This is a genomic window from Candidatus Binatia bacterium, from assembly GCA_036493895.1.
Taxonomy (GTDB): domain Bacteria; phylum Desulfobacterota; class Binatia; order UBA1149; family CAITLU01; genus DATNBU01.
In genome coordinates, this window is record DASXOZ010000072.1 from 25558 (window position 1) to 40289 (window position 14732).

Consider the following 14732-nt stretch of genomic DNA (forward strand, 5'->3'; position numbering starts at 1 on the left):
CAGGCAGCGACAAGCGCAAGTTTTCTATTCCTGCGGGGCCGTGTCGTCCGGCTTCGCGCCGCTGAGGATCCACAGCGCCGCCGGCAGTGCGAAGAAGTCGGCGATCATCGACAATACGAAGGCCAGCGCCGCGAGCACGCCGAACTGGCGCATCGAAGGCAGCTCGGCCAACCCGAAAGCCAGGAATCCGCCCGCGTTGATCAGCGTCGCGAAGAAGATCGCGCGGCCGGCCACGACGAAGGTGTGGCGCAGGGCTTTTTCGGTGCTGCCGTCGGCCAGGCCTTCCTGGAAATGCCAGAAGAAGTGGATCTGGTCGTTCTCGGAAGTCCCGAGGATCGTCGATGCGATCAGGATCGTCGCGACGTTGAGCGGGATGTCGGCAAGCCGCATCACGCCGAACATCACGAGGATCGCGAACACCGACGGGATCATGGCCATCAGGCGAGCCGCACCGTTGCGGAACACGATGAGGAACGCGATGAAAATGATCGCGACGGTGATCTTGAAGCTGTCGACCAGCGTCGGCACCAGGCTCTGTGCCATCTTCGCGTTCAGGGGGCTGATGCCGACCATCTGGACCTGGAAAACCTTGAGCGCGGGGTCGCGCGCCACCGCGTCGGCCCACAGCTTGCGGATCGACGCGTTGAGCCTCTCGAACTCCTCGTGCTCGACGACGTGGCTGATCACCGTGAAATGCGTCTGCGCGAGCTCGTGCGCCTGCACGAAACGCTGCAGCATCGGCTCGTGGGCCATCAGCCCCTCGAGGTCGCCGGCCAGCTGGTCCATGCCGTCCGGCGTCGTCGGCCACTGCTCCGCCTCTCCGGCGATGTAGCGCATCAGGCGCAGGATCGTCGTCGGTCCGACCGCGGCGCCGACATCGGGGTCTTTCTCGAGCGCAGACTGGAAGTGGTCGAGCCCGGCGAGCACGTCGGGCTCGGACACGCTGGCCAGATCGCCCTTGAGCCAGACCTGCGTCACCGAAAGTCCCGGGATCATCTGTCCGAGGCGTTTGGTGTCCTTGTAGAGCTGGCTCTGCGGATTCATGTACTCGACAGGGTCGGTCAGGATGCGCAGCGGCGTGACGTAACCGGGCAGCCCGAACAGCGCGACGCCGCCGGCGGCAGAAAGCGCGAGCGCCGCCCCGACCAGCAGGTAGCGCCAGCGATACGTAAAGCGCGGCAGCCAGGTCGCCGCGGCGCGGACGCGTGCACCGACGGCGCGGTTTTGCGTCTCGGTCGGGGTGGCCAGCTCCTTCTGCAGCGCCGGGAACAGCGTGAAGACGATGATCCACGTGATCACCAGCCCGACTGCAACCCAGGAACCCATTTCGCGGATCGGGCGGATCTTCGAGACCAGCAGCGCCGCAAAACCGACCGCGGTCGCGAAGATCGAAGCCGTGCACGCGACGAATTTGTTCGACAGCGCGAAGAGCTGGTGCTCGGCAGGATCGCGCCCGGCAGGGCAGTCGACGAAGCGCGAGTGGAGATAGACGAGCGAGGCCGTCGCAGTGACCAGGATCGTCATCGGCACCATCGGCGAGACGATCGTGAAGCTGCCGCCGGTAAGCCCGATGTATCCGACCGACATTGCAAGGTTGACGGCCAGCGTGATGAGGAACGCCAGCAGCGTGCGCACCGAGCGGTACAGCGACAGGTTGAGCACGATGACGAACGCCGTGAACAGGATGAAATACAGCGGCGCCCTGCGCTGCGTCTCGTCGAGGTAGCGGTTCACGTACGGCTGGCCGATGCGGAAAAGACCGCGAAGCGGCGCCGGATTTGCCAGCACCGGCGCGATCGCCTTGTCGATCGCATCGAGCGTCGCGGCACGCTCCGCCGTGCCCGCAACCGTCATCACGATGCCGATCGCGAGGAAGTGATCGCCGACCAGGCCCTGCTTGCGCATGAGGTCGGTGCCCAGGACGAAGTTGCGGAACGCCTCGAGCTCGGCGGGCGTGGCCTGGAAGCCCGCCTTGGCGCGCCGGTAAATCGACAGCGCCGAGTTCGGCATGATGCCGGGAATTCCGGCCAGCGATTTTTCGATCGAATCGATCTTCGCCACGGCGGCCGGCGCCAGGGGATCGTCGGCCTCGGCGAGCAGCACCGCGTATTCGCCCGACCCGAACACCTTCTCGAACTCGCGCGTCGCGATCGCGTCGGGATCGTCGGCCACGACGAGGCGGTCGATCGAGTTGTCCTGGCCGACCTGGATCGCGTACCAGACCGACGGAACCAGGAGCAGCGCGTAAAGGACGAGGATCGGACGGCTGCGCGCGACGATCGCGCGGAAGACGCGGGACAGGCCTTTCCCGTCGCTGTGGCTGTCGGGCCCGGTATCGCTCACGAGTGCTCCGTTTACAGGCAGACGGCAGGGCGGCGCCACGCCCTCACCGCGGTTTGGCGCGGGCGCGCCCGCATCGGTATCACAGATCGGCGCGGGATGCCTTTACCTGCATCGTACCCGATGGTGATGACGACGGAGTGAAGGAGCTCGCCCCGTCCGGTGCCGCGGCACGCAGTGCATCGGCCAGCGTGTCGGTCACGACGAAGCCTGCGGGTCCCTTTCCGCGCCCCATCCTGACCAGCGTCTGGCGAGCTCCCGGCTGCAGCTCGCTCACGATCACGCGCGTATGGACCGATGCACAGCGGCGCACGAAGTCGTGCAGCGCCCTTTTCCCGCTCACGTCCACGAGGGGGACCTCCTTCATGCGCAGAATGAACACCGCCGGCGGCTGGTGCGCGGTCGCTTCGAGCAGGTCGAGCAGGCGTCCCGATGCGCCGAAGAAAAGCGGTCCGCGCAGCTCGAAAATCTCGACGCCGGCAGGCAGGCGCTCGCGCGCGAATTCACCGGCGGCGCCGTCCTCTTCGTCGAATTCTTCGTATTCGTCACCGAACAACGACGGTCCGCCCTCGAGCGCGACCGCCTCGGCCATGCGGTGCACGAACAGCACGGAAGCAAGCACGACGCCCACCTCGATCGCCATGGCAAGGTCGACGAGAACCGTCAGCGCGAACGTCAGCAGCAGGACGGCGCGGTCGCCGGCGCTCGCCCACAGCATCGCCCGGAAGCTGGGTATACGCCCGCGGCGCGAGGTTCAAACGCAGGTGGGGAAAAGCGGCCGCGTTCGCAGAGCTACTCGACGTCTTCGCCGAAATGGGCCCTGGCGATGCGAGCCTTGAGGTACTCGAGAGTGCCGAGATCCTCAATGATGTCGCCGCCGGTATCGTAGAAGAAGATCTCGCCGTCCTTGTTGCGCCCCACCGCAACGAGCCATTCGAGCTCGTCGCGGTCCTCGAGCAGGTAATTGATCGCCTGCGAGACACCCTTGCCGGGGATGATCGTGATCTTGGTGCGCGGACCGGTTGCCGTTTTTGCTGCCGGAGTCTTCTTCTTCATCCGTCGTGACCCGCCTCGAAGCCTAGGAGCGGGTCCGGATCATGTCAATTCCAGCGTGCAGACCGTTTCGACGTGGAAAGTCTGGGGAAAAAGATCCACCGGGACGACATCCACGACGCGATAGCCGGAGCCTGCAAAGGTGCGCAGATCCCGGGCAAGAGTTGCAGGATTGCAGGAAACGTACACCACGCGAGGGGCAGCCAGGGCGGCTGCGGCGCCGGCTGCCGGGCCGAGCCCGCTGCGGGGAGGATCGACGAGCAGCACATCGACGCCGTCGTGGGGCTCGGCCAGCCACCGCTCGGCGCGCGCCGCGGCGAAGCGCAGGTTGCGAAGCCCCGCGTCGCGCGCCGCGATGCGGGCCGCCGCCACTGCATTTTCGTCTTCGTCGACGGCGAGCACGCGGCCGCTTCGCGCGGCCAGCGCGAACGAAAAGTTGCCAGCGCCGGCATAAAGCTCGACGAGGTGTGCGGGCGGCGTTTCGGTGCAGCGATTCGTCACCAGTGCGACCAGGTCGAGATTCGCTTCGGTGTTGACCTGGCCGAAGCAAGCGCCGGGAAAATCGACGACGATGCCAGGGGCTACTTCGAAGCGGCGACGCGCATCGCCCCAGGCCCGCGTCCAGCCGCGCCCCTGCATGACGAGGCCCGCAATCGGACTTGCGGTGCTGTCGATGATGGCCTTTGCGGCCGCCGTGTCGTTGGGTCGAAGTCGCCCTGCGCTCTGCACGGCCACCGATACTCCCGGCAGCAATCCGCGCGATGCAATCTCGACGCGCATCACGCGCGTGGTCAGCGCGGCGACGAATTCTTCGACGGGTCCGAGTGCGTCGCGCACGACGTCTTCGGCAAGCAGGCAGTCGGGCACCGGAACGAGGCTGCGAGTGCGCGCCTGGTAGAAACCGATGCGACCGTTCTCGAAGCGCAGGCTGAGCCGGTTGCGATAGCCGAAAGGGCGGGGCGACCGGACGATGGGCAGGACGCTCACGCCGTGGAGGCCGGCGATGCGTGTGAGCGCATCGATCACGGCCTGGCGCTTGGCGGCGAGCTGCTGCTCGCCCGCGACGTGCTGCCAGGGGCAGCCTCCGCATTCATGGACGATCGGGCACGGCGGCGTCACGCGCGAGGGGCCGGCCTCGACCAGCCGGACCATCTCGGCCTCGGCCCAGGAGCCGTGGTCGCGGACGACTTTCAGGCGAACGCGGTCTCCCGGAGCCGCTCCGGGAACGAAGACCACGCGCCCTTCGTGGCGCGCCACCGCGCTGCCGCCATAGGCCAGCGACTCGACCGAAACTTCGAATTCCACGCGCTGCCGGTGTCCTGAGCCGGAAACGCGTCGGTGCCGATGCCGCGCATTTCCGGAAAGGGCACTACTGGGGCCCGGATGCGGCGCTTGCAAGCCGCGCTCGCCGGCGGGGCTGTGAAGCCGGCTCACAGCCTGTTGCCGAAGACGGGCCGAAAGTGCCTGTGTCGCCTTGACTTGCCGCATTCGGGGCCCCTAAGTTTGCGGCCCGTGAAACTGACCGTGCTCGGGTCCGGCGACGCATTCTGCTCGGGTGGCGCGTTGCACAGCTGCAATCTCCTCGAGCATGAGGGCGGAACCCTGATGCTCGAGTGTGGACCCGGCGTGCTCGCCGGGATGAAGCGCCTGGGCATCCCCACGGGGGCGCCCGACGCCTTGCTCATCTCCCACCTTCACGGCGACCACTTCGGCGGCATCCCGTTCCTGTTCCTCGAGTACCTTTTCGAGAACCCTCGCAGCCGGCCCCTGACGATCCTCGGGCCCCCGACGATCCTGGAGCGCAGCTTCGCGCTGTACTCGGCGCTCTACCGCGAGTTGCAGAGCTTCGAGCTGCCGTTCGAGATCCGCTGCGAGGAGCTGCACCCCGGCTCGCGCACGACGGTGGCAGGCTTCGAGATCGAAGCGTTCCGCGTCACGCACAATGCCGAGCCGTTCTCGCTCGGCTACCGCATCGTCTCGCCCGACGCGACGATGCTGTTCTCCGGAGACTCGGCGTGGAACGAGGCGTTCGTCGAGCAGAGCAAGGATTGCGACGTCTTCCTTTGCGAGTGCTGCACGATGGAGCCCACCGTGCCGATGCACACGAGCTACTCCGAGCTGCTCGCCCAGCGAAAGCGCCTCGGCTGCCGCAGGCTGCTCCTGACTCACCTCGGCGCCGACGTGCGCCTCGCCACGGATTTCCGCTTCGAGCGCGTCGAAGACGGAATGGTCTTCGATCTGCGCCGCGGCTCCTGATCGCATCGATCCTGGTTCCTTCCCCGAACGCACGGACTTGCGGGCCGGAGCTTCAGCGGCGTGCGCGCAGCTCGGAGAGGATCGCCAGCAGGTTGTAGGTAATCTGCAGCGTCGCGCCCCAGATCTCGTGGCGACCGGCGGTGATCACGGGAAGCTCGTAGGAATTTCCGCCCCAGTGGCGCGTTGCCTGCGCGTGGTGGCGCGGGTCTGCCAGCGCCGAAAGCGGCACTGCGAAGATGTCGGCAACCTCGCGGGGATTGGCGCGGAACGCGTAGCCGGGCGGCAGCAGGCCGATCCACGGCGTGATCACGAACTGTCCCGCCATCGTGCTGACGTCGTCGATGCATCCGATGACCTGCACGTCGGCGGGGTCGATGCCGATCTCTTCGGCAGTCTCGCGCAGCGCCGTCTCGAGCGACTGCTCCTGGCCGCTTCGCTTGCCGCCGGGAAACGCAACCTGGCCCTTGTGGCTCGGCAGGTGCTCGCTGCGAAGCGTGTAGACGATCTCGTAGTCGTCGCTGGCGCTGTCGGCGGAGACGATCGTCGCAAGCACGAGCGGGATCAGCACCGCGCACGGCGTCGCGCCTGCCGTCGTGATCGAGAGGCGGCGGCGCGCGCGAAGGTGGTGCGTGAGTGTCTCGGGCAGCGTCACGCCGGTCATCGTGCGCAGGCGCCCCGGCGCGGGCAAACGGCGATCGGACCGCGCTGCTGTCTTTGCTGCGCCATCGCGCCAGCAGGTTGCGGAAAAACCCCTCCCGTCGGCCCGCACGCCGCTTGCACGCGACACCGGCGTTGCGAAAACTTGCTGCAGGATGCAGCTACAGCGGCGTTTTCGCGCCTTGGTGTCGCGCGCAATCGACGCACGGGCCTCGGTCCGGAGTTTTTCCGCAACCTGCTAGACTCCCCGCCGTGCGCGCCGACGTCGTCATCGTCCATTTCAGCGAGATCGCGCTCAAGCTCGGTCACCGGCGCATGTTCGTCGAGCGCCTCGTCGAGAACGTTCGCCGCGGCCTCGTCGGTTCCGGTTCCGGACCGGTGCATCACCGCTGGTCGCGCCTGGTCGTCGAGCTTCGCGGCGCCGATCCTGCTCCCGTGATTCAGCGCCTGGTCGCGATGCCCGGCATCGCCGCGTGTTTTCCGGCGCGTTGGGTGCCGGCGAGCCTGGACGACCTCGACCGGGCCGTCGAGGCGGCGATGGACGAGGGATGGAAGCCGCAGGGGTCGCTGGCGGTGCAGGTCCGCCGCGTGGATCGCTCGTTTCCTTCGACGTCGCCCGAGATCGGCCGCCGCGTCGGCGCGCTGATCGTCGAGCGCACCGGCGCGCGCGTCGACCTCAAGCATCCGGACACCAGCGTGCACGTGCACATTGTACCCGGCGAAATCCTGCTGTCGTTCGAGCGCTTCGAAGGATGCAGCGGGCTGCCGGCCTCGACGTCGGGCCGCCTGATGCTGCTTCTGTCGGGCGGCATCGATTCGCCGGTGGCCGGTCTTCGCATGCAGAGGCGAGGGGCGCGCATCGACGCCGTGCACTTCCACAGCGTTCCGTATCTTTCGGCAGCCAGCCAGGCCAAGGCGCGCGAGCTTGCCGGCGTCCTGGCGCGCGGCCAGCAGAGGATGCGCCTGCTGATGGTTCCGTTCGGCGACTGCCAGTCCGAGATCGTCCGCCACGCACCGCGGCCGCTTCGCGTCGTGCTGTACCGCCGCATGATGATGCGCATCGCATCGGCGCTCTCGCGGCGCTGCCATTGCCACGCGCTCGTCACCGGCGAGAGCCTGGGCCAGGTGGCTTCGCAGACGCTGCGCAACATGAATCTCGTCGAGCAGGCAGCGACGTTCCCGGTGCTGCGACCCCTGGTCGGAAGCGACAAGCTCGAGATCAGCCGCTACGCAGACCGCGCCGGCACGTTCGAGATCTCGATCCAGCCGGACCAGGACTGCTGCACGCTGTTCGTGCCGAAACATCCTTCGACGGCTGCCGGCCGCGAAGAAGTGCTCGAGGCCGAGGCGCTGCTCGACGTGGACGCACTGGTTGCCGCGTGCGTCGATGCGTGCACCGAGGAGTGGATCGATCCGTCGTGGCCGCACCCGAATGCCGGACAGAGGCGCGTTGCGCTGGTCTAGCCGCCTGCGGAAAACTGCAGAATCGGCGGCGACGCGGCAGCATTGCGACGGCAACGCGACAGCACCGCGACGGCGTTGCGGGGGCATTGCGGGGGCATTGCGGGATATTGCGCGGCATTGCGCCGGCCTTGCGCAACTTGCGCGGGCCCATGGGCAGGTTCGTTCGGGATTTGATATGGGGGCTGCGTGAAGCGGTCCGGCCCCACCAAGCTCTCGGCCATTCTCGAGCAGACGCTGGCGCGATTCGGCCTGGATCGCCGGCTCGACGACTATCGCGTCTGGCAAGCGTGGGACGAGGTGGTGGGCCTTACGATCGCCCGCAATGCGCAGCCCGTTCGCCTCGATGGATCCCGCCTGGTCGTCACCGTGCGCTCGTCGACGTGGCTTCAGGAGCTCAGCCTCCTGCAGCGCGAGCTGATCCTGAGGCTCAACGAATGGATGCAGCGCGAAGTCGTTCGCGAATTGTTCTTCGTCGTCGGACGCGTCGAAGACGACGGCGCGCGACGGGCGGCCGCGGCGACCGTCGCCAGGAATACCGCGGCGGCCGCGAAGAATGCCGCGCCCACAACTTCGCGAAGCGTCGATGCGCCGCCGGCGCAGTTGCCGGCCGAAGCGGCCGGGCTCAGTCCCGAAGTCGCGGCGACGTTCGAGCGACTGTGGCGTGCGGCCAGGGCCCGCGCCGAAACCCATCCGGGCGGCGCCCGCAAGACGCGCGGGTGAGGCGCGGATGACCCGGCCCCGCCGGATGATGCGCACAGTCCCTGGGCGTGGATCTGGACAGATCGGGTACGCTCAAGTTTAACGGCCCAACGCAGGAGCTCGATTCCGCTAGATGTTGTGGTATCGAGCTCCTGGCAGTACAATATATTGATATTCCCGCTGACCCCGTGGGCTGCTCTCGACCGCAACGAGAGAGCACCCGCGGCATTGCTCGATCGCCCCGGTGCGGCGAAACCATGGAGAAAGTGAGTATGGCGGAGGAAGCTGTCCCCGTTGCAACCCCAGTGTCCCCCGAGACCGCCGCGGAACTCGCGCGATCGACGGGCCTCGTGTTCACCCGCCGCCTGTCCCGCCAGGGTGTAGACCCCTGGACGACGGTCGAGTGGGAAACGAGGGACGCGACCATCCAAGGCGAAGGCGGCAAGGCCGTCTTCGAGCAGCGCGGCGTCGAATTTCCGACGACCTGGTCCCAGCTGGCGACCAACGTCGTTGCGTCCAAGTATTTCCGTGGCCACCTCGGCACTGCCCAGCGCGAGTCCAGCGTGCGCCAGCTCATCGGCCGCGTCGTCACGACGATCGTCGGCTGGGGCGAGGCCCAGGGCTATTTCGCCGATTCCGCCAGCCGCGACGTCTTCCGCGACGAGCTGACCCACCTGATGCTCCAGCAGGAGGCCTGCTTCAACAGCCCGGTGTGGTTCAACGTCGGCGTCGAGCCCAAGCCGCAGTGCTCGGCCTGTTTCATCCTGTCGGTCGACGACACGATGAACTCGATCCTCGACTGGTACCGCAAGGAAGGGGTGATCTTCAAAGGCGGCTCCGGCTCGGGCGTCAACCTGTCGAACATCCGCAGCTCGCGCGAGCCCCTGGTCGGCGGCGGCACGGCATCCGGACCGGTTTCGTTCATGCGCGCGGCCGATGCGTCCGCCGGAGTCATCAAGTCGGGCGGCAAGACCCGCCGCGCCGCCAAGATGGTCGTTCTCAACATCGACCATCCCGACGTCGAGGACTTCATCCGCTGCAAGGGTGACGAAGAGAAAAAAGCGTGGGCGCTGATCGACGCCGGCTACAACGGCGCGATCGACGGCGAAGCCTACGGTTCGGTGTTCTTCCAGAACGCGAACAACTCGGTGCGCGTCACCGACGAGTTCATGCGCGCGGTGCTGAACGACGCCGACTGGAGCACCCGCAACGTCACCGACAAGAGGCCGGGCAGCACGCTCAAGGCGCGCCACCTCTGGCAGCTCATCGCCGAGCAGGCGCACTTCTGCGGCGACCCCGGCCTGCAGTTCGATACGACGATCAACGACTGGCACACCTGCCCGGCCTCGGGCCGCATCAACGCGTCCAACCCGTGCTCCGAGTACATGCACCTGGACAACTCGGCCTGTAACCTCGCTTCGCTGAACCTGATGAAGTTCACCGACGTGTCGGGCCGTTTCGACGTCGAGGGCTTCAAGCACGCCGTCGACGTCATCATCACGGCGCAGGACATCGTCGTCGCGAAATCGAGCTATCCGACGTCGGAGATCGAGAGGACTTCCCACGATTTCCGCCAGCTCGGGCTCGGCTACGCCAACCTCGGCGCGCTGCTGATGTCGATGGGCATGCCGTACGACTCCGATGCCGGCCGCAGCTTCTCGGCTGCGGTCACTTCGCTGATGTGCGGCGAAGCCTACGTGCAGTCGGCCCGCATCGCCGGCGCGCTCGGTCCGTACAACGGCTTCGCGGTCAACCGCGACGGGCAGATCCGCGTGCTCGACAAGCACCGCGAAAAATCGCGCGCGATCGATTCGGCCTACGTGCCGCTCGACCTGCTCTCGGCCAGCCGCGAAGTGTGGGACGAAGCCTGCGCCGGCGGCCGCGCCAACGGCGTGCGCAATTCCCAGGTCACCGTGCTCGCGCCGACCGGAACGATCGCGTTCATGATGGATTGCGACACCACCGGCGTGGAGCCCGACATCGCGCTGGTCAAGTACAAGAAGCTCGTCGGCGGCGGCATGCTGAAGTTCGTCAACACGACGGTGTCGCGGGCCCTGCGCAAGCTCGGCTACGAGTCGCGCGAGGTGACCGACATCCTCGAGCACATCGACGAGAACGACACGATCGAAGGTGCGCCGCACCTCAAGTCCGAGCACCTGGCGGTCTTCGACTGCGCCTTCAAGCCGCGCTCCGGCGTGCGCTCGATCGAACCGCTGGGCCACGTCCGCATGATGGGCGCAGTGCAGCCGTTCCTGTCCGGCGCGATCAGCAAGACCGTCAACATGCCCACCGACGCCACGGTCGAGGACGTCGCGGGCATCTACCTCGAGGCGTGGCGCCTCGGCCTGAAAGCGGTGGCGATCTATCGCGACGGCTGCAAGCGCAGCCAGCCGCTCAACACCGGATCGGACGCCAAAGCCGCGCCGGCGGCCGACGAGGGCGCGGGACGTCCGCAGCGCCGCCGCCTGCCGGCCGACTGCCGCTCGATCCGCCACAAGTTCGATGTGGCCGGGCACGAAGGCTACATCCACATCGGCTTTTTCGACGACGGTGCACCCGGCGAGATCTTCATCAAGATGGCCAAGGAGGGCAGCACGATCTCCGGCCTGATGGACACGATCGCGACGCTGACATCGATGGCGATGCAGTACGGCGTGCCGATCGACGCCCTGGTCAACAAGTTCGCGCACGTGCGCTTCGAGCCGTCCGGGTTCACGAAAAACCCGGAGATCCCGAACGCCAAGTCGCTGACCGACTACATCTTCCGCTTCCTCGGCGTGCGCTTCGGCGGCGAATCGGGCGTGGCGACGGCAGCGGCGGCGGTCGCGGCCGAGACCGCCCAGACCGGGGCTCGCGCGAAGGCGGCCGCGACGGCGGCGGCAAGGCCGAAACTCGAGCTGGTCGAGGGAGGTCAGCCGAGGCCGACCGACCTCATCCTGTCGCAGAGCGATGCGCCGACCTGCTCGGACTGCGGCTCGATCATGATCCGCAACGGCGCCTGCTATAAATGCAACAACTGCGGAGCGACGAGCGGCTGCTCGTAAGGACGCAAGGACGCAAGCACGTAAGGAAAGAAAAAACGGACTGGACCGCGCGCCGCGCTAGTGCGGCGCGCCCTGGGCCTGGCCTTGGGGCTGGGCCTGGTCGGGCGGCAGGACGATCATGACGTCCCCCGGCCTGACCCAGTTCTGGGTGGAGCGCAGCTCCTCGTCCAGGGCGCGAGGGTCCTTCTGCAGGGAATCGAGGCGCTGCTCCAGGGCCTGGTTGGCCTGGATGCGCTCGAAGACACGGCTGGAACGTTCGGCGACGCTCGCGCGCTGCTCGGCCAGGCCGCGAAAACCGTAGGGTCCGAGAAACAGGGAATAGGCGAGCACCAGCGCGAGGGCGCCGAGCGCGCGAACCATCCACAGCAGAAACGTATGCGACGATCGCATCGGGAGCAGGCGCGGCGCCACCGCCGCGACCGCCTTTCAGGATACCGCGTCGAGGGCTACAGGTTCAATGCGCGCCGCTCTCGCGCACACGCCGGATGAGCGCAGCACGAGGCGCGGCCAGCGCATGAAGCGCGCACGACGAGCGCAGGAGAAGCCAATTCCATGAAGATCGAAGCGGTGATTGCACGCGAGGTGCTCGACTCCCGGGGCAACCCTACCGTCGAAGCCGAAGTCCGCGTCGCCGGCGGGTCCCTCGGGCGTGCCTGTGTCCCGTCGGGCGCATCGACCGGTGCGCACGAAGCGATCGAGCTTCGCGACGGCGACAAGAAGCGCTACGCGGGAAAAGGCGTCCTCAAGGCCGTCGCCAACGTGCAGAAGATCCTCGGCCCCGCCGTCCGCGGCATGGACGTGCGCGGGCAGGAGGCGATCGATCGCCGCATGATCGAGCTCGACGGCACGCCGAACAAGGGAAAGGTCGGGGCAAACGCGATCCTGGCCGTGTCGCTGGCATCGGCCCACGCTGCCGCGGCGGCGACAGGGCAGCCGCTCTACCGCTCGATCGGCGGCGCGAAGGCGAAGATCCTGCCGGTGCCGCTGATGAACATCGTCAACGGCGGCGCCCATGCCGACAACCGCCTCGACTTCCAGGAATTCATGATCGTGCCTCACGGAGCGCCGTCGTTCGCCGAAGCGCTGCGCATGGGAGCCGAGGTGTTCCACTGCCTGAAGGCGGTGCTCAAGGGCCGCCGCCAGAGCACCAACGTCGGCGACGAGGGCGGTTTCGCGCCCGACCTGGCGAGCAACGACGCTGCGATCGCCGTCGTGCTCGAAGCGATCGAAAAAGCCGGTTACAAGCCGGGAAAACACGTTTCCCTCGCCCTCGACGCTGCGGCGACCGAGCTGTGGAAGGACGGACGGTACGTCTTCCACAAGTCCACCGGCGCTCGCCTGACCTCGACGCAGATGGTCCGCCTCTACGAAAAACTGGTGTCCCGATATCCGATCCTGTCGATCGAGGACGGGCTGGCCGAGGACGACTGGGACGGATGGGTGGAGCTGACGAAGAAGATCGGACGCAAGGTCCAGGTGGTCGGGGACGATCTTTTCGTGACCAACCGGGAGAGGCTCTCGCGCGGGATCGACTGCGGCGCCGCCAACTCGATCCTGATCAAGGTCAACCAGATCGGCTCTCTGACCGAGACGCTCGACACGATCCGGACTGCACGAAAAGCCCGGTATACATCGATGATTTCGCATCGCTCGGGAGAGACCGAGGACGCCACGATCGCCGATCTCGCGGTGGCAACCGGGGCCGGTCAGATCAAGACCGGGTCGCTGTCCCGCGGCGAGCGCACGGCCAAGTACAATCAGCTCCTGCGCATCGAACAGCAGCTCGGCAGGCGAGCGGTGTATCCGGGTCTCGAGGCGTTCGCATGACCTTCGTAACGCGCGCCGCCGGACCCCGGGCTCATGGATGCGTGCAAGAACGCACGGCGGGAGGTTCGTTCTTGTTGACTACCTTATGAGAGGGTCACTATAATTCGTTTCGCATGCACGGTGTGCATGCGTGTTCGATGCTTCGCCTGCGAGGGTGATCGCGGAAGACAGCTGAAGGAGGCAAACCAATGGCTGGACGTAAGAAGGCATCGAAGAAAAAGGCCGCCAAGAAGAAGGCGACCAAGAAGAAGGCCGGCAAGAAGAAGGGCGGCAAGAAGAAGGCTGCCAAGAAGAAGGCCACCAAGAAGAAGGCCGGCAAGAAGAGAAGGGCGAAGAAGGCTGCTGCTCCCGCTGCCGAGGGTGCGGCTCCCAAGCGTCGCCGGGCTCGCCGCAAGAAGTAAGCCCGAGCTACGGTTCCCAACCGACCAAACCGATAACAACAAAGGTACGGGCGCCCGGTTCGTACCACCGCCAGACACCCTCACAGGCGAACACCGAACCCTCACGGGTTCGCAAGAAGCCCTCCGGAAACTCCGGGGGGCTTTTTGCTGGCGTCTTCGCATCTGCAGCAGCCATTGCGGAACCCGCGAAGGACACCCACTCCGGATCAGCGGCCTGGATCACATAGGGATACTCGCCGGATGTCGCCCGGCACCGAAATCCGGCGCCCGGACGCTCCGGCGGGCAGACCGGCGGCGGCGAGTAGCGCCGGGCCGGCCGGGCAGCGCCGGCGAGCCATTGGAGAGCTGCCGGGAACCGGCCGCCGGCCTGCCCGCCGGCCCGATTCTGCGCGGGCGGAGGTCCGATCGCAGCGGCGGGATTGGTCCCGGGAGTGGGAAAGCGGATGTCGAAAGTTCTACTATCCGCTTTGACAATATCCGGGGCGTCCCGTACGAAACTGCGAAATTACCCCTCCCGGAGGATCAGGAGACACAATGGCAGACGCACCTACCAACGCTCAGCAAGTATTCGACATGATGCCCTCGCGCTTCAACGCGACGGCCGCTTCGGGCGTCAACGCGACGTACCAGTTCGACCTCACCGGCGACAACGGCGGCACCTGGCAGGTCGCAGTGGCCAACGGCGCGTGCAACGTCGCCAAGGGCACCCCGAACGACAAGCCGAACATCACGATCACGATGGCGGCCAACGACTACCTCGACATGATCACCGGCAAGCTCAACCCGCAGATGGCCTTCATGGGCGGCAAGCTCAAGATCAAGGGTGACATGAGCCTCGCCCTCAAGATGCAGCAGATCTTCCCGAACGCCTGATCCCAGGCGCGACGGTCGTTTCGAGTTCGAGAAGGGGAGCCCGCGAGGGCTCCCCTTTTCTGATTGGGAAGCCCGCAACGCCTCCCCTTTTCTGATTGGGAAGCCCGCAACGCCTCCC

At 66.7% G+C, this 14732-nt stretch carries 13 protein-coding genes; 7 read left to right on the top strand and 6 right to left on the bottom strand.

Translation table 11 applies throughout. The features are described 5' to 3' along the window. Positions 1-24 precede the first annotated feature (24 nt). The 4 genes from VGK20_17135 to rlmD all read right to left on the bottom strand — a co-directional run bounded on the left by VGK20_17135 (position 25) and on the right by rlmD (position 4698). Positions 25-2343 (bottom strand): MMPL family transporter, encoded by a 2319-nt coding sequence (locus tag VGK20_17135; GenBank protein ID HEY2775769.1) that lies wholly within the window; start codon positions 2341-2343, stop codon positions 25-27. Positions 2344-2422: 79 nt separating this feature from the next. Beyond that, positions 2423-3058: an STAS domain-containing protein gene (locus VGK20_17140; GenBank protein HEY2775770.1), complete on the bottom strand. Its 636-nt coding sequence runs from the start codon at positions 3056-3058 to the stop codon at positions 2423-2425. A 74-nt stretch (positions 3059-3132) separates the two neighbouring features. Continuing rightward, positions 3133-3396 carry a hypothetical protein gene (locus VGK20_17145; GenBank protein ID HEY2775771.1) on the bottom strand — a complete coding sequence of 88 codons (264 nt, stop codon included), beginning with the start codon at positions 3394-3396 and terminating at the stop codon, positions 3133-3135. Between the two features lie 39 nt (positions 3397-3435). Then, positions 3436-4698, bottom strand: a complete 1263-nt coding sequence (gene rlmD / locus VGK20_17150; protein HEY2775772.1) for a 23S rRNA (uracil(1939)-C(5))-methyltransferase RlmD — start codon at positions 4696-4698, stop codon at positions 3436-3438. Between the two features lie 207 nt (positions 4699-4905). Here rlmD and VGK20_17155 point away from each other — a divergent pair, with 207 nt between their 5' ends. Then, on the top strand, positions 4906-5649 hold the full coding sequence (locus VGK20_17155; protein ID HEY2775773.1) for an MBL fold metallo-hydrolase: 744 nt from the start codon (positions 4906-4908) through the stop codon (positions 5647-5649). 52 nt (positions 5650-5701) lie between these two features. Here VGK20_17155 and VGK20_17160 read toward each other — a convergent pair whose 3' ends face one another. Continuing rightward, complete coding sequence (locus tag VGK20_17160; GenBank protein ID HEY2775774.1) at positions 5702-6310, bottom strand: CoA pyrophosphatase; 609 nt, start codon at positions 6308-6310, stop codon at positions 5702-5704. Positions 6311-6558: 248 nt separating this feature from the next. Here VGK20_17160 and thiI point away from each other — a divergent pair, with 248 nt between their 5' ends. The 3 genes from thiI (at position 6559) to VGK20_17175 (ending at position 11513) form a co-directional block, all read left to right on the top strand. Beyond that, positions 6559-7770 (top strand): tRNA uracil 4-sulfurtransferase ThiI, encoded by a 1212-nt coding sequence (thiI, locus tag VGK20_17165; protein HEY2775775.1) that lies wholly within the window; start codon positions 6559-6561, stop codon positions 7768-7770. A gap of 186 nt (positions 7771-7956) precedes the next feature. Further along, on the top strand, positions 7957-8490 hold the full coding sequence (locus tag VGK20_17170) for a DUF721 domain-containing protein (GenBank protein HEY2775776.1): 534 nt from the start codon (positions 7957-7959) through the stop codon (positions 8488-8490). 284 nt (positions 8491-8774) lie between these two features. Beyond that, the gene (locus VGK20_17175; protein HEY2775777.1) at positions 8775-11513 is read left to right on the top strand and encodes a vitamin B12-dependent ribonucleotide reductase; all 2739 of its coding nucleotides are present in this window, start codon (positions 8775-8777) and stop codon (positions 11511-11513) included. A 57-nt stretch (positions 11514-11570) separates the two neighbouring features. On the opposite strand, the gene VGK20_17180 is transcribed toward VGK20_17175, so the two are convergent. Further along, positions 11571-11924, bottom strand: coding sequence for a septum formation initiator family protein (locus VGK20_17180; GenBank protein ID HEY2775778.1), 354 nt, complete (start codon positions 11922-11924; stop codon positions 11571-11573). A gap of 141 nt (positions 11925-12065) precedes the next feature. Between VGK20_17180 and eno the strand changes: the two genes are divergently transcribed. From eno to VGK20_17195, 3 genes are all read left to right on the top strand, one after another. After that, positions 12066-13340, top strand: coding sequence for a phosphopyruvate hydratase (gene eno, locus VGK20_17185; protein ID HEY2775779.1), 1275 nt, complete (start codon positions 12066-12068; stop codon positions 13338-13340). Between the two features lie 188 nt (positions 13341-13528). Further along, positions 13529-13741 carry a hypothetical protein gene (locus VGK20_17190; GenBank protein HEY2775780.1) on the top strand — a complete coding sequence of 71 codons (213 nt, stop codon included), beginning with the start codon at positions 13529-13531 and terminating at the stop codon, positions 13739-13741. A gap of 534 nt (positions 13742-14275) precedes the next feature. Continuing rightward, entirely contained in the window at positions 14276-14614 is a 339-nt protein-coding gene (locus tag VGK20_17195) for an SCP2 sterol-binding domain-containing protein (GenBank protein ID HEY2775781.1), read from the top strand. Positions 14615-14732: the final 118 nt, after the last annotated feature.